The sequence below is a fragment of the Colwellia sp. MB02u-9 genome (genome assembly GCF_014077085.1).
GTDB lineage: Bacteria > Pseudomonadota > Gammaproteobacteria > Enterobacterales > Alteromonadaceae > Cognaticolwellia.
Window position 1 is genome coordinate 73,330 of record NZ_JACGVF010000088.1, and the last position, 18,909, is coordinate 92,238.

Consider the following 18,909-nt stretch of genomic DNA (forward strand, 5'->3'; position numbering starts at 1 on the left):
GGAGATGGAGCTCAAATGAGCGAACAGAACGTTGACCAAAAGTTGGTTGAGCGGGTGCAACGTGGTGATAAAAACGCATTTAACCTGCTAGTAATTAAATATCAACATAAAGTAGCAAACTTGGTTTCACGCTATGTTAAAAATCATAGTGATGTGCCTGATATAGTACAAGAAGCATTTATTAAAGCTTATCGAGCTTTACCTAATTTTCGAGGTGATAGTGCTTTTTATACTTGGTTGTATCGCATCGCTGTTAATTGTGCGAAAAACCACTTAGTTGCCGGAGGACGTAAACCCCCTGGCTCAGATATTGAAATTGAAGATGCAGAAATGTATGACTCGGGTGAAGCGTTACGAGAGAATGCCTCACCAGAAAAACTATTACTGACCAATGAAATTAAAAGTGTCATATTTAAGACCATAGAACAATTGCCGGAAGATTTGCGCACTGCGATCAACCTCAGAGAGTTAGAAGGCTTAAGTTACGAAGAAATTGCAACGGTTATGGATTGTCCTGTTGGCACAGTACGTTCAAGAATATTTAGAGCGCGTGATGCAGTCGATAAAAAAATCAGACCATTGTTACAGCAATAGTGTTACAGCAATAGTGAATGCAGTAACATTAAATGCAAAAATAATAAGCTCAACAGCAGTACACGCAAGCATAATAAATATAGTATTAGCTGATAAAAGTGTAGTCTTTTGTTAACTAATGAATGAAGAGTTATTTTTTTAAGGTGTCTTTATGAGTGAAAATAAGTTTGAGGCAGTATCGTCGATTGTAGATAATGATCAACAAAACGATGAACTATTTGATGAAATCCTCAATGACTCACACTTGTCAGCAACCTGGCAACGTTACCATTTAATGGGTGATGTAATGCGCGGTGAAACTTCTGATGTTATTAATTTTGACCTGTCATCACAAATAGCGTCAGCGATTGCTGATGAGCCAACGATTTTAGCGCCTCATACTAGCAATAATCTTGTTGGAAAATTAAAAGCGAAAGTGGTGCAGTTTGCTAAACCCTTTGGTCAAATGGCCATTGCAGCATCTGCAGCCGGTCTTATGGTCATGGGCGTACAACAAAATAGCGCTGATACCGATGCTTTATTACCGGCCAGTCAAGTGGTTAAAACTATGCCATTTGGTGGTGTTGCAGAACCCGTAAGCTTAAATTTTCAACAAACTAGTCGCAGCAGTGAGAAACAAGCTTTTATTGAACAACAAAGACGTTTCCAAGCGCTATTGTCAGATCATCAACAACAAATTAAATTAAGTTCAGTTGATGTCAATCATACATCACCACAAGATAAGGCTGAAGAATCAGCTAAATGAAACTAATATCAAGTCTGCTGCTATTGATTACCATTAGCACATCAGTAGCAGCCAATGAAAACATTAGCACACCAGTAGAGGCTAATGAAGACATTAGCACACCCATAGCGGCCAATGAAAACGAACAAGCCGAACCTTGGCTTGAGCGCCTAGCAACCTCTTTACAAACGCTTAACTTTAGTACCTCTTTTGTTGTGGTTAAAAACAATCAGGCAGAACCTTATCACTGGTTTCATGGTGTAGATGAAAGTGGTAATGAGCTAGAAATTCTCTCTTTGTTAAACGGCCCGCGCAGGGATGTTTTACGAAAGGACAATATTGTTAGTTATATCGAGCCAGAATTACCTCCATACTCAGTAACATCTCAACAAATAACCGGTCCTATACCTGCTGTTTTGCGCGAAGGTGTCACTGCACTTGGTCAAACCTATGATTTTATCTCTGTTGGGCGAAGTCGAGTGCTAGGGCGACCTGCGCAATTAATTCGTATTGTTTCTAAAGATGTCTATCGTTACGGACACTGGCTATGGTTAGACCAAGAATCTGGTATGTTATTAAAACTCGCCTTGGCAAATCGTACTGGTCAATTATTAGAACAAATACAGTTTACCCATTTAGATATCACTGATGCTTTAGGTGAAAGTTTATTGCAATTACAGCAAACAAGCTTGCCAAAAGTTATTGAAATTCCAGCCGGATATCAAGAGCAAGTACTGCAATGGCAAGTTAAATGGTTACCTGATGGCTTTAAACGATTAAATGCCAATCGTCATCGAATTTCTACCACTAAAAAACCTGTTGAATTTATGCTTTTTAATGATGGTTTAGTCGATGTTTCTGTTTACGTAAATCCCAGTGAAGACAACCAACGTGCGACTGATTATGTTATGGATGGCGCAACCGTGGTATTGAATCAAGTCGTTAACGGCTTTGAAGTCAGTGTTGTGGGTAAAATTCCAGCAAAAACGGCAAAGGCCATTGCTGATTCTGTTGTTTTAAATACTAATTCCACACCATGATAGAAGAACAAGCCACCGTCGTCGCTATTGACCATGACAATGTCACCGTGACCAGTTTGATAAAATCAGCTTGTGGTGGCTGTCAGCAAGTTGACAATTGTGGCAGCGGTCAGGTGGCAAAAGCTTTTCCACAGAAAAAACTTTCGTTGACCTTAACATCTTCACTAGCCTTAGAACTTGGCGATAACGTTGTGTTAGGCTTAAATGAAAGTGCTCTCTTGCAATCGGCTTGGCAAGTTTATTTATGGCCGGTATTAGGCTTGTTATTGGCTTCTTGGTTTGGCCAATGGCTAGTAATTAACACCATACTGCCTCATGAAATTTTTGCCATTTTATTGGGTATTAGCGGTGGTTTTTGTGGCTTTATGCTAGCTAAAAGGCAACAAATAAAAAGCGCAACCTGTGCAAAACTGGCGCCAAAAATTATCCGTCGAGAAAATCAAAACATCATGATTACAGAAATCACTGATTGAATCGCAACAAAAGATAGCCCCAGCGCGCTAAATTCGCTAAAATCTCACCATTATTGAATTAACTATAAACTTATTTGACTTCCCATTTATGAAACATATTCGAAATTTTTCTATTATCGCCCATATTGATCACGGTAAATCAACGCTTTCAGATCGCCTAATTCAACATTGTGGTGGTCTACAAGAACGTGAAATGGAAGCCCAAGTACTTGATTCTATGGATATTGAGCGCGAACGTGGTATCACCATAAAAGCGCAAAGTGTTACGTTAGACTACAAAGCAAAAAATGGTGAAGTGTACCAACTCAACTTTATCGACACGCCAGGTCACGTCGACTTTTCTTATGAAGTTTCTCGTTCATTAGCGTCATGTGAAGGTGCTTTACTGGTGGTTGACGCTGGTCAAGGTGTTGAAGCTCAAACTGTAGCTAACTGCTACACCGCACTTGAAATGGAACTGGAAGTCATCCCTATTCTAAATAAAATTGATTTGCCACAAGCCGATCCTGAGCGTGTCAGTGAAGAAATTGAAAATATTATTGGTATTGACGCTACCGGTGCTGTGACCTGTTCGGCTAAAACCGGTTTAGGTATTGAAGACGTACTAGAAACTATTGTTGAGAATATTCCTCCTCCAGAGGGTGATCCTGATGCACCGCTGCAAGCACTTATTATTGATTCGTGGTTTGATAACTACCAAGGCGTAGTATCCTTAGTTCGAATTATGAATGGCCAAATCAAAAAAGGCGATAAAATGGTGGTGATGTCGACAGGACAACACCATATTGTCGACAAGGTGGGTATTTTTACACCAAAACAAAAACCGACCGGTATATTAAAAGCGGGTGAAGTTGGCTTTATCGTTGCGGGTATTAAAGAAATTCACGGTGCACCAGTAGGTGACACAATAACTATCTTTAAAAAAGAAGCGCAAAAGGCCTTACCGGGCTTTAAGAAAGTTCAGCCACAAGTTTACGCCGGTATCTTTCCGATCAGTTCAGAAGATTATGAAAACTTCCGTGATGCTTTAAATAAACTCAGCTTGAATGACGCGTCTTTGTTTTTTGAACCTGAAAACTCATCAGCACTAGGTTTTGGTTTCCGTATTGGTTTCTTGGGCATGTTGCACATGGAAATTGTGCAAGAGCGTCTTGCTCGCGAATATGATCTTGATCTGATCACAACAGCGCCAACGGTAAATTATGAAATAGCTTGTACCAATGGTGATGTTATCTCTATTGATAATCCAAGCGATTTACCGGCAACAAATAATATTGAAGAAATTCGTGAGCCAATAGTGCAAGCGAATATTTTGGTACCTCAAGAGCATCTAGGTAATGTTATTACTTTATGTATTGACAAACGTGGTGTGCAAAAAGATATTATTTATCACGGTAATCAAGTTGCGGTAACTTATGAATTACCTATGGCAGAAGTGGTGATGGACTTTTTTGATAAGTTAAAATCCACCAGTCGTGGTTATGCCTCATTAGATTATCATTTCATTCGTTTTGAGCCGGCTGACATGGTCCGTGTTGATGTGATGATCAATAGTGACCGAGTTGATGCGTTAGCTATGATCACTCATCGCGCCAATTCTGTTGCCCGTGGTCGCATGCTAGTTGAAAAATTAAAAGAGTTAATTCATCGACAAATGTTTGATATCGCTATTCAAGCGGCCATTGGTAACAATGTTATCGCTCGAACTACGGTCAAACAGCTGCGTAAAAACGTTACCGCAAAATGTTATGGTGGTGACATCTCTCGTAAGAAAAAATTATTGCAGAAGCAAAAAGATGGTAAGAAACGTATGAAGCAAGTGGGTAATGTAGAAGTACCACAAGAAGCGTTTTTAGCTGTGCTTAAATTAGATAAATAAGAATACCAAGTTGATTAATGAACTGTTCAATGAAAGAGTAGAACACTTAAGTAGTCAACTTTGTATTAGTTTAATTATTAAAAGATAGGAATAATATGGCAGTTTACTTTTCAATATTTTTAGTCATAGTTACCGTAATTACCGGCATTGTTTGGTTAGCTGATAAGTTTTATTTAGCACCACAACGTCAGCTTAAGTTAGCCGATGCGCAAGCTCAATGTGCATCACCTTTAAGTGAAAACATTGTGACTAAATTAATTGAGCCATCAGCATTAGTTGATACCTCAGTACAAATTTTTCCGGTTATTGCTTTTGTCTTGATACTGCGCTCGTTTATCTATGAGCCGTTTCAAATACCTTCTGGTTCTATGATGCCAACGTTACTTGATGGCGATTTTATCTTAGTGAATAAGTTTAACTATGGTTTGCGCGATCCCGTAGTACGTAATAAATTTTTTCAAGTTGGCTTGCCAGATCGTGGTGATGTTGTGGTCTTTAAATACCCACGAGATCCACAAATTGATTACATCAAACGTGTGATAGGTTTACCGGGCGATAGAGTGATATATAAAAATAAAATTTTATATATCAAATCAGCCTGCTTGCCTTCTGATGCAAAATGTCCAGATTTTGAGCAAGTAAAACAAACCTTTAAAAATAAAACCGATTATAACGACGATGGTATGCCATTAACGCGTTACAGCTCAACGATGGCGGATAAAACACATGACTTCTTAGTCAATGAGCAAATTTTACCGCGCACACAGCATTACTTTCAGCAAAGTGGTACACAAGCGAATGAGTTTTTTGTGCCTAAAGGTCATTACTTTGTTATGGGCGATAATCGGGATAATAGCTTAGATGGACGTTTTTGGGGCTTTGTGCCAGAAGAGAATTTAGTCGGTGAAGCGGTTGCGATTTGGATGAGTTTTGATTTTGATCGGACACCAGACAGCTTTTTACCACATTGGATACCAACTAACGTGCGTTTTTCTCGAATCGGTGGAATTGAATAACTGTGTTACATACTCCTGCCGCGATTGCGCGGCTTTATAAAAAAATTGGCTATAGTTTTAAAGAGCCAAAACTATTATTGCAAGCGTTAACACATAGAAGCGCTAAAGGTGCTCATAATGAGCGACTAGAGTTTTTAGGTGATTCGATTTTAGGTTTTGTGATTGCAGAGTCTTTATATCAAAAATTTCCCAAGCAGGCCGAAGGCGATTTAACGCGTATGCGTTCAAGTTTGGTTAAAGGTGTTACTTTAGCTGAGGTGGGTCGAGACTTTGACCTAGGTCAATATTTGATTTTAGGACCTGGCGAATTAAAAAGTGGTGGTCATCGCAGAGATTCGATCCTTGAAGATGCCATTGAAGCCATCATAGGCGCTGTCTATTTAGATGCCGACTTACCCACATGTCAGGCATTAATTCTCAGCTGGTTTGAACAGCGCTTAAGCGACATCAAACCAGGCAATGAACAAAAAGACCCCAAAACACGTTTACAAGAGTATTTGCAGGGACGAAAAATTCCTTTGCCACAATATGATGTAATTAATACCACAGGGCAATCACACAATCAGCAGTTCACAGTGCGCTGCACAACAAGTGTAGTGGTGAAGGAAGTGATTACTAAGGGCAGTAGCCGACGTAAAGCTGAGCAATCCGCCGCTTTGCAGGTTTTAGAATTAATAGAACAAGCTTAATCGCTTGTTTGACATTTAAGTTGATAACTAGATTATGACAACAGAACAAACCTATTGCGGTCTTATTGCCATTGTTGGCCGTCCAAATGTTGGTAAATCAACATTATTAAACACCTTGCTTGGCCAAAAGGTCAGTATTACCTCACGTAAACCACAAACCACACGTCATCGAATATTAGGTATTTTAACTGAAGGTAATCATCAAGCCGTTTTAGTTGACACCCCTGGCCTGCATTCAGAAGAAAAACGGGCCATTAATCGTTTAATGAACCGTGCGGCTAGCAGTACCTTGGCAGAAGTTGGCACTGTAGTATTTTTAGTTGAAGGTACACATTGGACAAGCGACGATGAAATGGTACTGACCAAAATTAAAAACAGCGGTGCTCCTTGTGTATTAGTGGTTAATAAAATTGATAATATACCCGACAGAGACACCTTGTTACCGCATTTACAGAAGCTAGGTGCTATGCACGACTTTGCTGACATTGTACCGATTTCAGCGAGTAAAGGTGATAACGTTGAGGCGATTAAAAAAATCTGCCTTAACACCTTACCCGAAGCAGAATTTTGGTTTCCTGAAGATTATATTACCGATCGTTCAAGTCGATTTATGGCCTCTGAAATTGTGCGTGAAAAGCTAATTCGTTTTACTGGCGATGAATTACCTTACTCAACAACGGTTGAAATTGAACAATTTAAGATTGATGAAAAAGGTATCTTGCATATTAACGCGCTGATCTTAGTCGAAAGAACGACCCAAAAGCGTATGGTTATTGGCAATAAGGGTGAAAAGCTGAAAGTTATTGGCCAAGAAGCAAGACGTGATATGGAAAATCTATTTGAACGTAAAGTATTTTTAGAGACTTGGGTGAAAGTTAAATCAGGCTGGGCAGATGACGAACGCGCCTTAAGAAGCTTAGGCTATGGCGACGATTACTCAGGTTAGTTTGATATATTCGGGCTTAATTTACTATTCACAAAGTAGTCGATTAAGCCTCGCCTACATAGCGTTAGGTACTTAGGTTTAGTTTGTAACTGTTACCTGAGCCAATAAAAATTTTATTTTTCGCTTTCTGAACAGTGCTTAAATACCACTGGGCTAACTTGGAATCTAGATGCTAGAAACTACGCAGTCAGCTTTTGTGCTCCATAGTCGACCTTATCGAGAGAATCAGCTGCTAATTGATTTGTTAACTGAGCATGACGGCAAACTGGCGGCGTTAAGTTATGTCGGTCATTCAACAAAGTCGAGTCGTAAAGCACTACTACAACCTTTTCTACCGATTAAAGTCACCTTGAAAGGGCAATACAACTTAAAGAGCTTAATTCGAGTTGAGCCGATTGGCAAATCTTTCCTTTTAAAGAAAAACGCCTTGTTCAGTGCTTTTTATATTAATGAATTATTGGTTAAGCTGCTTGGCGACAATATTGCTTGCGAGGCGCTTTTTCAGCAATATAAAATGAGTTTAGAAGCTTTAGCACAAGCGAGCAATATTGAGATTTGTTTGCGAGAATTTGAATTGATGCTGATGGATGAGCTGGGCCTTTCTTTTGATTTTTCATTAGTATTTGAGCATAGTGCAGAGGGCTTCTATTACTTACCAGACGAAGGCTTTATTCCAGCTTATACAAAATTAAAGCAGCCTTGTTATAATCGTTGGCATTTACAAGCGATTGCCGAACGCGATTTATCGACACCAGAAGTACTCAATACATTTAAAGCTTTGATGAGACAAGTGATTAATCATTTACTTGATGGTGTACCGTTAAATAGCCGAAAACTCTTTAGTAAGAAAGCCTAGCAAAGCCATGATTAAATTTCTAAGTTAAAGCGTTAAACTTAGCTATGTAAGGTGTTAAAATTAATCCAGTGAACATTTAATCCAGTAAACATTTAATCCAGTAAACATAATAGAGATTGTATATGAAAGATATTTTATTAGGTGTAAACGTAGACCATATTGCGACATTAAGACAAGCACGTGGCACTAATTATCCTGACCCTGTCTATGCGGCTTCTGTAGCCGAGCATGCTGGTGCTGATGGTATCACAGTGCATTTACGTGAAGACCGTCGCCATATCCAAGATAGAGATATCTATGTACTAAAACAAACCTTACATACGCGGATGAATTTTGAAATGGCTGTTACTGACGAAATGTTGGATATTGCCTGTGAAGTTAAGCCCGTATTTTGTTGTTTAGTGCCGGAAAAACGTGAAGAGTTAACCACGGAAGGTGGATTAGATGTTGCTGGGCAACAAGATAAAATTAACGCCGCTGTAGCTCGATTGGCTAATGCGGGTGTACAAACCAGTTTATTTATTGATGCTGATAAAAAACAAATTGATGCAGCCCTACTCAGTAAAGCGACTTATATCGAAATTCATACTGGCCAATATGCTGATGCAGCAAGCGAAGAAGAACAACAACAAGAGCTTGCGCGCTTGGTTGAAGGCATTGAGTACGCTGATAGCTTAGGCTTAAAAGTTAACGCAGGTCACGGGCTTAATTACTTCAATGTTAAGCCAATTGCGGCGATACCTGAAATAATTGAACTCAATATTGGCCACGCTATTATCGCCCGTGCGGTGATTGACGGTTTAGACAAAGCGGTTCGAGATATGAAGCGTTTAATGCTAGAAGCACGTACTTTAGGATAACTTAGTACTCAGGAGGGTTAAAGTTTGTCAGTTGTTGGTATTGGTACTGATATAGTTGATATTCGGCGCATTGCAAAAATGTCTGAAAATGCGCAGCAACGCTTAGCCAAGCGAATTTTAACGTCTGGTGAATATCAGCACTATCTTACGTTAAAACAACCCGAGCGTTTTTTGGCTAAACGCTGGGCTGGCAAAGAAGCAGCAGCTAAAGCGCTTGGCACCGGTATTGCTAACGGAGTCTCGTTTCAACATTTTGATATTGTGTCATTAGCTTCGGGTCAACCCACACTTGAGCTTAGTTTGCAGGCGTTAATGCTAGCTGAAAATCTAGGTGCTACTACATGGCATATATCACTTTCTGATGAAGTGAAATATGCCACAGCTTTTGTTGTATTATCAACCTAGTTAATGACAGCAAGTTGAGTATGTAACGGCATGTGACAAAGCTACGAATAAACTATGACTTGGCCATTATATATACCCTATACTTTTACTTAAGTGAATGAATTTTTTATCAGTAGATGTGGATTGGGGAGTTGATATGCCGTCGCAAAAAAATCCTATTCTTGATAGGCGAAAACAAGTACCTGAGCAATCAACGTGGTGGTTTAAACTCTCACTGGCACAAAAGTTTTCTGCTAGTAGTTTAGGGAAGTTTGGTTATGAACTCAGTTTTATTCGCAATGATGAAGGACATAGCTTAGCCGTATTAATGTGTGACTCAGGGATTGCGGTGGTTACTGAAGATGGCGACATTAACACCTCACCAAATATAAAACTGCGTTAACTATTTATCCTGTTTTCTTTAGTCCAATTTAGTTATATTTTCAATGCTTGCTTTCAATATTGTTGATAAAAGCTTCGGCTTCTTCTAGTACCAAATCTATTTGTTCAAAAAATTCGAAAAATTCTGGCTGTAAATCATCTAGGCCAATATCTCGCTTTAATTCTGTTTCAAGTTCATGAGTCACTTTGCCTAAACTGGGTACACCAGAGTAACAACAAGCGCCATTAAGCTTGTGTATTAACACTTTTAACTGCTCAATATCTTGAGAGATAAGCGCTTCAGAAATGTTGGCTTTGCTTTCTGGCAAACTGTTGACCAAGCCAATAAACATATCTTTGGCTAACATTTTTTTTTGTCCTGCTCTTTGTAATGCCAGTTTCCAATCAATAATCTTTGGCCTAGAATCGTTAATAGGCCTAGGTGTTGGAGCAACAAGTTTAGGGTGATAAGCGAGTAATGTTGAATCACAATACTCATAAATACTATGATGCAGCATGGCTTCATCAATAGGCTTTGTAATAAAGGAGTTAAAGCCATTGTCGAGTAATTTATCTTTTTCTTCGCCAAAGACATGTGCGGTCACCGCGATTATTGGGGTATGCTCATTAAGTGTTTGTTGACGAATAATAGCCAAAGCAGAAATGCCATCGAGTACAGGCATTTGTATATCCATAAATATTAAAGCAAACTTCTCGTGTCGGCATAACGCTACGGCTTGAGCGCCGTCGGTAGCTGTGATGACATCTGTGACTTGTTCAAGTAACAGCGCATTGATCAATTTTAAATTGGCTTCATTATCATCAACTGCCAGTACTTTAATCGGCACTTTTTTTTCTGACACTGAAATTAAGCTATTGATTTCTCGAATGGTTGTTGGAGCAAGTGTTTTACTCAAGCGCTGCACCGTTATGGGTTTACTGAGACAAGTTTTAGCACCACTTGAAATTAACGCCTCATGTAAACTAGGTGAATTATTATTAATGGCTAAATGTATGGACGGAATAATATCTTTCAGGACAAATATAAACTTTTTCACGTCATTAAGCGCTGATGGCGTAACGTCATGGCCGATTAAAGCAAAGTCGAATGACGAGAGCAATTTTTTATTGGCCAGTATTTCGTCCATATCACTGCGTTGGCTAATACAAGTTGTTTTCATTTGCCAACTTGCCAATATTTCACTGGTTGCTAAACGACTTGCGGCATGACGCTCATAATACAATATTGCCTTACCAATCAGACTCTCTGGGGCAGATAACTGCAAAGTGGGTATGGTGTTTATTTCACACTGAAAGGTAAACCAAAAAGTTGAACCTTCATTTTCTATACTGTCAAAACCAATGCTACCGTGCATTTCTGAGACTAAACGTTGAGAGATAACCAGTCCTAAACCAGTGCCGCCATAAATCCGAGTCACACTTTTATCACCCTGGCCAAAGGCTTGGAAAATTGAATTTTTTTGCTGATTTGATATGCCAATACCCGTGTCTTGAACTGTTACCCTAATTTTATAGCGATTTTTTCCAATAACATGGCCTTCAAGCTTGATATCCACCGAGCCTTTATCAGTAAATTTAATCGCATTACTGGCTAAGTTAACCATCACTTGTTTGATACGCATTGCGTCACCAATCAGTGAGTCAGGTAATTGAGGGCTAACGCGTAATGATAATTCAATATTCTTTTTATGGGCACTGGGTGCCAGTAATGTCAGGGTTTCTTCAATGGATTCACGAATGGAAAACGGAATGTTTTCAATGATCATTTTACCTGCGTCAAGTTTAGAGAAGTCTAAAATATCATTAATAATCGATAGCAGGCTGGCCGCTGAGCGTTCGATAGTTTGTAAGTGATCGCGCTGAGTATCGCTTAAGGGCGTTTTTAACACTTGCCGGGTAAAACCGATAACACCATTAAGAGGCGTACGTAACTCATGGCTCATATTGGCCAAAAACTCAGACTTTACCTTGTTAGCATCTTGCGCTTTACGTTTTGCAATATCTAACTCGACGTTTTGAATTTCAAATTGCTCTAAACTTTCACGTAAATCTATCGTGGCTTGATCAATACTACGTTGCATTTCATCTTGATAAGTGCCTAAAGATTGCGCCATGGTATTGATGCCATTTTTTAAAAAGTTTAGCTCACCAACAAGCTGTCCACTGATACGACTATCAATTTTTCCTTCTCTAATACGGTCTATCGCTAATACCATTGATGATATCGGGCGGGTAACGCTATTAATGAGTTTATAGGCAAACAATGCACTGATGATAAAGCCAGCGAGTAAGATGAAAAATACTGTGATCAACAATTGTTGTTGAGCATATCTAATCGTACTCTTGTCAATGTGTATGGCGATATAGCCAATAATACTACTGCCTAAAGTGCCGTCACTGGTTTGTGTGGTAAATTCGTCAATAATGGGCGCGCGATAAATGAGGTAATCACCGAAGTCTTCATACTGAATGCGTTTAGGCAAACTTTCTCCGGTTTTAAGGCGCATGGCAAGGGTGTCACCGTGATAAGCACTGGTGACGAACACTTGGTTGTTGACAGTGAATATGGCGATGCTTTTTATAATGTCGGATTGACTGCGGTGGCTAAAGCCGATCAGCGTTCTTAAGCTATCTCTTTTTTTCGCTAATAATGGCTCAGCGCTGCTAATGGCAAGAGGAGAAATGATGCTATTGGCACGTTGATAAATAAACTGATCGAGTTCGCTATAGCGACTATAGGATAAGTAGCCAGCAACAACTAAACTGATTAGGGTCGTAGGAACGACCGTAAGTAAAATTACCCAATCTTTCAGGCTTATTTTATGCATTTTTTGTTGAGCTTTAGTGTAAAATCATTGGGTTAATAACACTATAATGGCACAGTTAAGACTAATACCAAATAGTAATCGTTCACTATGGCAGCTAATAGATAATTTATGCTGCTCCTTGATGGCAAACTAAGATAGCTATGGCAAATTTTTTTAAAGCAAGCCCGAAAAAAGCACCGATAAAGCAACACATAACCGTTAATGTTAGCCACCTTGATCAGCAAGGCTGCGGCGTTGCCTTTCAGGGTAAAAACCCAATTTTTATTGAAGGTGCACTGCCCAATGAAACGGTTGAAGTTAATGTGTATGAGCAAAAAAGTAAGTTTGCAAAAGCAAAATTATTGCGTGTTATTAGCGCCAGTGCAGCGCGAGTAGAAGTTAAGTGTCGTCATTACTTTCAGTGTGGTGGTTGTAATTTACAGCATATGGACTACTCGCAGCAGTTAGCTTATAAGCAAGATAAAATAACACAATTATTTGCTCGCCAAGCACTCAATGAAAGTCTGCCATGGCAGAGTCACCTTATTAATGATCCATGGCATTATCGCCGTAAAGCAAGAATTGGTGTGCAATATAATAAACGTGGCGCGCCGATTATTGGCTTTCGTCAACGCGAGAGCAGCCACTTAACTGAAATTAAGTCTTGCCCAGTAATCGTCGAAGCATTTGGTCATATTTTTGCTGAGCTAAAAGAACTTCTGCCCAGGTTGTCAGGTAAAAATGCCATCGGTCATGTTGAAATTATTGCGGCTAATGAGCAGGTGGTTGTGGTGCGACAATTAGTGAAAGCAACGGCGCAAGACAAAAAGCTTTGGCAACATTTTGCTAATAAAAATCAATGGCTAGTTTACTTTGATGACGGTAATGAGGTCACGCCACTGACCGAAGATAAAACCTTGTTTTATGCCTTAACAGATGCAATAAAAATTGAATTTTCGGTGAATAACTTTATCCAGGTCAATCATCTGGTTAATAAGCAAATGGTGGAGCAGGCGCTGACTTGGTTAGCGCTTAATGAAAACGATATTGTGCTCGACCTGTTTTGTGGCTTAGGTAACTTTAGTTTACCTATTGCCGAAAAGGTCAGTCGTGTTGTCGGTATTGAGGGCATCTCAGTAATGGTAGAGAAGGCCCAAGAAAATGCGCTGAAAAATGATATTCACAATTGCCAATTTTATCAAGCTGATTTAAACAGTGATTGGCAAGACCAGCCTTGGGCAAAACAAAAGTATACTAAGGTTTTACTTGATCCTGCTCGTGCCGGAGCTTATCAAGCGTTAACGCAATTACTGGCCTTTAATGTTAATCAGATACTTTATGTCAGTTGTGATCCGGCGTCATTAGCCCGTGATGCAAAATTACTTATCGATCACGGTTATAAAATTGAAAAAATAGCCTTAATGGACATGTTTGCACAAACAAAGCATGTTGAAACTATGCTAATGTTTAGCTTATAGCGTTGTCGAAAAATTGAATCACAGGTAGGGAGTTCCATGGTTTCTGTGCGTAAGTCACATCAAATGTCACAAGCAAGCTTTGAGCAATGGCTAGCGGCGCTTGAATTAGACAATGACAAAAAAGCAGCGTTAGAAAAGTTGTATCAAAAAGTAAATTATTTATTTGATGATAGTACCCCCTGCCAAACTAAATCTTTAGAAATGGTGGAAATTCTATCGGGTTTAAATCTTGATACCGACTCATTATGCGCGGCTTTTATCTGTCCTTTGTATGAGTATAAGTGCATTAGCCTTGAATATATTAAAGAAAATTTCTCTAAACAAATATATTTACTGTGCAAAGGTTTTAGCCAAATGGAAGCGATTAAGGCGTTACAGCAATCACAATCTAGCCTAGTCAATACCAATCAAATTGACAATATTCGCCGCATGCTATTGGCGATGGTTGAAGATGTTCGCGCCGTTGTTATTAAGCTTGCAGAACGCTTATGCCACTTACGCTTGGTAAAAGACAGTGATGAAGAAACCCGAGTATTAGCGGCTAAAGAAACCAGCAATATATACGCACCATTGGCCAATCGTTTAGGTATTGGGCAGTTAAAGTGGGAACTAGAAGATCTTTCTTTTCGTTACTTGCACCCTGAGGTTTACAAAGAAATTGCCAAGCAACTGGATGAAAAACGTCTCGACAGAGAACGCTATATGGCTGAATTTGTTGATAACATATCTCAGCAATTAAAATCCTCTGATATTAAAGGTGTTGTTTGTGGACGCCCTAAACACATTTATAGCATTTGGAAAAAAATGCAACAAAAGTCGTTAGACTTTGAACAGCTATTTGATGTGCGTGCAGTACGGGTTATTGTTGATGAGTTACAAGGTTGCTATGGCGCATTAGGGCTAGTGCACACCAGTTGGAAGCATTTGTCTAAAGAATTTGATGACTATGTTGCAACGCCAAAAAGCAACGGCTATCAATCAATTCATACCGTAGTTATCGGCCCCGAAGATAAAACAATAGAGATTCAAATTAGAACACAACAAATGCATGACGATGCAGAATTGGGTGTCGCAGCGCATTGGCGTTATAAAGAAGGTAATGCCAGTGGTAAAACCTCAGGTTTTGATGAAAAAGTCAGTTGGTTAAGAAAAATTCTACAATGGCAAGAAGACGTGTCAGAAAGTGGCGAATTACTTGATGAACTGCGTAGTCAAGTATTTGAAGACCGTATTTATGTTTTTACCCCAGGTGGTGATGTGGTTGATTTACCCAGTGGTGCAACCCCTTTAGATTTTGCTTACTACATCCACTCCAATGTCGGTCACAGTTGTATTGGCGCAAAAGTATTTGGTCGAATAGTTCCTTTTACCTATCTTTTGCAAACCGGCGATCAAGTTGAAGTCTTGCGCAGCAAAACACTCAATCCGAGTAGAGATTGGTTAAACCCCAGTTTAAATTATCTTCATACACCGCGTGCTCGTGCCAAGGTACAACATTTTTTTCGGTTACTTGACCGAGATAAAAACCTTGCTGCCGGTAAAGAAATGTTAGACACCGCATTGGGTAAGTTACAGTTATCTTTGGCTAAAGTTGATTTTTCTGCGGCGATAGAGCGTTTTAATTTTACGACAAAAGATGACTTGTTTGCTGCGGTAGGCTCAGGCAGTACGCGCTTGTTACAGGTTGTTCATTGTTTACAACAGCAAGACGAAAAGTTAAAACCTGAAGTAGATATTGATCCGCAAAGCTTAATTCGTCAGCCGCAACAAGCTGACACAGAAGCTGCTGATAATAATGGTATTACCGTTTCAGGTGTTGGTAACTTGTTGACTCACATGGCGAAATGTTGTCATCCTGTGCCGGGCGATGAAATCGCTGGCTTTATTACTCAAGGACGTGGGATTTCAGTGCATCGGGTTGACTGTGAACAGCTCGCCAACGCACTGAATCAGCAACCAGAGCGTGAAGTAGAAGTACAGTGGGGCATAAATAACAAAAAAAGTTATCAAGTGAGTATCAACATTATTGGCGGTGATCGCCAAGGCTTACTCAGAGATATCTCGACGATTATTTCCAATGAAAGAGTCAGTATTATTGGCATTGAAAGTCATACCGATAACGCTAAACAAAGTATGAGCATGACCATAAAAGTGGAAATAGCCAATAACGAAGCGTTAACGCGTTTATTAGCTAAATTAAAGCAGTTAGATGACGTTGCAGAAGTTAAACGATTATAACCAGTAATTAAGTCATTTTAACGCCAAACGCTTAAGAAAAAGCTGAGCGTGTGAAATGTGAATTAGGCAACCCTAAAAAGGGTTGCCTTTGTTATAGCAAGCCAATTTTTTCGTTGATATTAGCCCTCAAGTTTTTATAAAAAAATGGCCTCACATTAGAGTTGTTTCATTATTTAATATTAATAGGATGATAGCCAATGACGTGATTACTCCTTTGAATTAAACTATTAAATTCATCTCTAAGTTCTTTCGATTTTTCTATACCCTCTTGTTTGTTGAATGCTTCCATCCACTTTATTCCTTCAGCAGATACGTCCCATTCCATGGATGAATAACCATCTTTTAAAGTCCATGCTGTAGCCATATCCCATTCACCACTTTGCAGCCTTATAATATAAGGTACTTGAGTTCCTGCTGTTTTAGATGCTGGGAAATAATGATCTGTGATTATTTCCATAGCTCTATCCGCTTTTCCGGGTTTAAAGTCGGTATAGGTAATTGACATGTACTCAACGTCGGCGAACTTTTTAGGCTTTTGTTCTTCAGCATCAATTGTAAACGGCATGACAGTTAACAAAAAAGATAAACTAACAATGATAGCCTTTCTCATAATTATTTTCCTTTTGTAAAGTATATTTTTACTGCATTTTTTATTCACTTTAAAAGTTTAGTACAAAAAATACACAATAACGAATTGCCAATATCTTAATATTAAGGAATGTAATATATTGGCTTAATATGATGAATTAGGATGCTAGGTTAGCTATACAAAGTAGTAGGTGCTGCATAGCGCCAAGATAAATAGGCAGGATATTTAAAAATGTTGAACGACAAACCCTCAATAGAAAAACTTCGCTGGATCATGTCCGAGTTACGTAACCCTGAAACGGGTTGTCCTTGGGATCTGAAACAAACCTTTGCCTCTATTATCCCCCATACCCTTGAAGAAGCTTACGAGGTAGCTGACGCTATTGAGCAAGAAGACTTTACTGAGCTGGAAAAAGAGCTAGGCGATTTATTGTTTCAAGTAGTGTTTTATAGCCAACTTGGTGAGGAAGAAAAGCGTTTTGACTTTGACACTGTACTAAGTGCTATTTGTGAAAAATTGATCCGCCGTCATCCCCATGTTTTTGCGAGTAGTGACTTTGAATCTGAGGCGCAAGTCAAAGCCAACTGGGAAAATGAGAAGGTTAAAGAGCGTCAGCAAAAAAATGACGATAAAAACTTAAGTATTTTAGCCGATATTCCGCGTAATCTGCCGGCGTTATCACAGGCCGCAAAAATTCAAAAACGCTGTGCCCATGTTGGCTTTGATTGGCATAATATTGATGACGTTTTCGCTAAAGTTGAAGAAGAAGTGTTAGAGGTAAAAGCGGAATTACATCGAGACGATACCGCTTTAGCTGAAGAATTGGGGGATTTAATGTTTGCGGTAGTCAATTTATGTCGACATGCTAAACAAGACCCAGAAGCTTTACTGCGCCAAGCAAATAACAAGTTTACTCGGCGCTTTTATGGTGTTGAAGCGCAAGTTAATAACGCGGATAAAAGTTTTGAACAACATTCGTTAGACGAGCTTGAAGCCTTTTGGCAACAAGTGAAAATTGCTGAAAAATCTTAAGCCCTAATTAACCTTAACCTTAACCTTAACTTTAGGTAAGGTTAAGGTTAATTAATAAAATTATTGAGGTAAAAATGAGTTCACTACCCATATTAGTCGACAGTAAAATAACGCTAAACAATAAAGTACTCACCTTAACATTCAATCGCCACGATGTGCGTAACGCCTTAACAGGTACTGCCATTGCCGACGATATTGTCAATACCGTTGAATGGATTAATCGTACACCTGAAATCGCTGTGCTGATTATTACCGGTGACGGCTCTGCGTTTTCTTCTGGTGGAAATATAAAAGATATGGCTGAGCGCACAGGAGATTTTGCCGGTGATGTACAAGCACTAGAAAGACGTTACCGAGAAGGTATTCAACGCATTCCACTAGCTTTACACAAATTAGAAGTACCGGTTATTGCGGCGGTTAATGGCCCAGCAATAGGGGCGGGTTTTGATATTGCTAATATGTGCGATATGAGAATAGCATCAACAAAAGCTAAATTTGGTGAAACCTTTGTTAACTTAGGTATTATTCCAGGTGATGGCGGCGCTTGGTTTATGCAACGTTTAATTGGTTATCAAAAAGCCGCTGAGTTAACCTTTACTGGCCGTGTTATCGATGCGCTAGAGGCAAAAGAAATGGGGGTGGTATTAGATGTGGTTGAGCCAGAATATCTACTTGAAAGAGTACAAAAGCTAGCAAACGAAATAGCGGCTAAACCTGTGGCGTCGTTACGGTTAACAAAACGTTTGATGAAGCTAGCACAACGCACTGAACTGCCTGACTTTCTTGATATTTGTGCGGTTTTTCAGGGCATGTGTCATAACAACCCTGAGCATTTGAGCGCGGTAAATAACATGATCGAAAAACTAGCAAAATAACAGCGAATTCGAAAGGGTTAACCAGCG

General features: G+C 39.4%; 18 protein-coding genes. 16 read left to right on the forward strand and 2 right to left on the reverse strand.

What is annotated here, in order from left to right:
- Positions 1 to 15 precede the first annotated feature (15 nt).
- The 12 genes from rpoE to H4J65_RS06445 all read left to right on the forward strand — a co-directional run bounded on the left by rpoE (position 16) and on the right by H4J65_RS06445 (position 9,864).
- Positions 16 to 594, forward strand: a complete 579-nt coding sequence (gene rpoE, locus H4J65_RS06390) for an RNA polymerase sigma factor RpoE (RefSeq protein ID WP_182134915.1) — start codon at positions 16 to 18, stop codon at positions 592 to 594.
- Positions 595 to 745: 151 nt separating this feature from the next.
- Entirely contained in the window at positions 746 to 1,339 is a 594-nt protein-coding gene (locus H4J65_RS06395; protein WP_182134917.1) for a sigma-E factor negative regulatory protein, read from the forward strand.
- Positions 1,336 to 2,358, forward strand: coding sequence for a MucB/RseB C-terminal domain-containing protein (locus tag H4J65_RS06400; RefSeq protein ID WP_182134919.1), 1,023 nt, complete (start codon positions 1,336 to 1,338; stop codon positions 2,356 to 2,358). The genes H4J65_RS06395 and H4J65_RS06400 overlap by 4 nt, the downstream gene beginning before the upstream one ends.
- Positions 2,355 to 2,831, forward strand: coding sequence for a SoxR reducing system RseC family protein (locus H4J65_RS06405; protein ID WP_182185380.1), 477 nt, complete (start codon positions 2,355 to 2,357; stop codon positions 2,829 to 2,831). Before H4J65_RS06400 ends, H4J65_RS06405 begins: the two co-directional genes overlap by 4 nt.
- Before the next feature lie 88 nt (positions 2,832 to 2,919).
- Complete coding sequence (gene lepA, locus H4J65_RS06410) at positions 2,920 to 4,710, forward strand: translation elongation factor 4 (protein WP_182134923.1); 1,791 nt, start codon at positions 2,920 to 2,922, stop codon at positions 4,708 to 4,710.
- Between the two features lie 95 nt (positions 4,711 to 4,805).
- Positions 4,806 to 5,726, forward strand: a complete 921-nt coding sequence (lepB, locus tag H4J65_RS06415) for a signal peptidase I (RefSeq protein ID WP_182134925.1) — start codon at positions 4,806 to 4,808, stop codon at positions 5,724 to 5,726.
- A gap of 2 nt (positions 5,727 to 5,728) precedes the next feature.
- On the forward strand, positions 5,729 to 6,415 hold the full coding sequence (gene rnc, locus H4J65_RS06420) for a ribonuclease III (protein WP_310649779.1): 687 nt from the start codon (positions 5,729 to 5,731) through the stop codon (positions 6,413 to 6,415).
- Between the two features lie 34 nt (positions 6,416 to 6,449).
- A complete protein-coding gene (gene era, locus H4J65_RS06425) occupies positions 6,450 to 7,361 on the forward strand; it encodes a GTPase Era (RefSeq protein WP_182134927.1) in 912 nt (303 codons plus the stop codon).
- A gap of 169 nt (positions 7,362 to 7,530) precedes the next feature.
- Positions 7,531 to 8,217 (forward strand): DNA repair protein RecO, encoded by a 687-nt coding sequence (gene recO / locus H4J65_RS06430; protein WP_182196866.1) that lies wholly within the window; start codon positions 7,531 to 7,533, stop codon positions 8,215 to 8,217.
- Positions 8,218 to 8,339: 122 nt separating this feature from the next.
- The gene (gene pdxJ, locus H4J65_RS06435) at positions 8,340 to 9,077 is read left to right on the forward strand and encodes a pyridoxine 5'-phosphate synthase (protein ID WP_182196868.1); all 738 of its coding nucleotides are present in this window, start codon (positions 8,340 to 8,342) and stop codon (positions 9,075 to 9,077) included.
- Positions 9,078 to 9,101: 24 nt separating this feature from the next.
- Positions 9,102 to 9,482 (forward strand): holo-ACP synthase, encoded by a 381-nt coding sequence (acpS, locus tag H4J65_RS06440; RefSeq protein ID WP_182134933.1) that lies wholly within the window; start codon positions 9,102 to 9,104, stop codon positions 9,480 to 9,482.
- Positions 9,483 to 9,618: 136 nt separating this feature from the next.
- Positions 9,619 to 9,864, forward strand: a complete 246-nt coding sequence (locus H4J65_RS06445; RefSeq protein ID WP_182196870.1) for a hypothetical protein — start codon at positions 9,619 to 9,621, stop codon at positions 9,862 to 9,864.
- A gap of 40 nt (positions 9,865 to 9,904) precedes the next feature.
- On the opposite strand, the gene barA is transcribed toward H4J65_RS06445, so the two are convergent.
- Entirely contained in the window at positions 9,905 to 12,691 is a 2,787-nt protein-coding gene (gene barA / locus H4J65_RS06450) for a two-component sensor histidine kinase BarA (protein WP_182196872.1), read from the reverse strand.
- A 140-nt stretch (positions 12,692 to 12,831) separates the two neighbouring features.
- Here barA and rlmD point away from each other — a divergent pair, with 140 nt between their 5' ends.
- Both rlmD and relA read left to right on the forward strand, forming a co-directional pair.
- Positions 12,832 to 14,148 (forward strand): 23S rRNA (uracil(1939)-C(5))-methyltransferase RlmD, encoded by a 1,317-nt coding sequence (gene rlmD / locus H4J65_RS06455; protein WP_182196881.1) that lies wholly within the window; start codon positions 12,832 to 12,834, stop codon positions 14,146 to 14,148.
- 36 nt (positions 14,149 to 14,184) lie between these two features.
- Entirely contained in the window at positions 14,185 to 16,386 is a 2,202-nt protein-coding gene (gene relA / locus H4J65_RS06460; protein WP_182196884.1) for a GTP diphosphokinase, read from the forward strand.
- Positions 16,387 to 16,555: 169 nt separating this feature from the next.
- Here relA and H4J65_RS06465 read toward each other — a convergent pair whose 3' ends face one another.
- Positions 16,556 to 16,996 (reverse strand): hypothetical protein, encoded by a 441-nt coding sequence (locus H4J65_RS06465; RefSeq protein WP_182134943.1) that lies wholly within the window; start codon positions 16,994 to 16,996, stop codon positions 16,556 to 16,558.
- A gap of 210 nt (positions 16,997 to 17,206) precedes the next feature.
- Between H4J65_RS06465 and mazG the strand changes: the two genes are divergently transcribed.
- A complete protein-coding gene (gene mazG, locus H4J65_RS06470) occupies positions 17,207 to 18,007 on the forward strand; it encodes a nucleoside triphosphate pyrophosphohydrolase (RefSeq protein WP_182134945.1) in 801 nt (266 codons plus the stop codon).
- 74 nt (positions 18,008 to 18,081) lie between these two features.
- Complete coding sequence (locus tag H4J65_RS06475; protein WP_182196886.1) at positions 18,082 to 18,882, forward strand: enoyl-CoA hydratase-related protein; 801 nt, start codon at positions 18,082 to 18,084, stop codon at positions 18,880 to 18,882.
- The last annotated feature ends 27 nt before the right edge of the window (positions 18,883 to 18,909 follow it).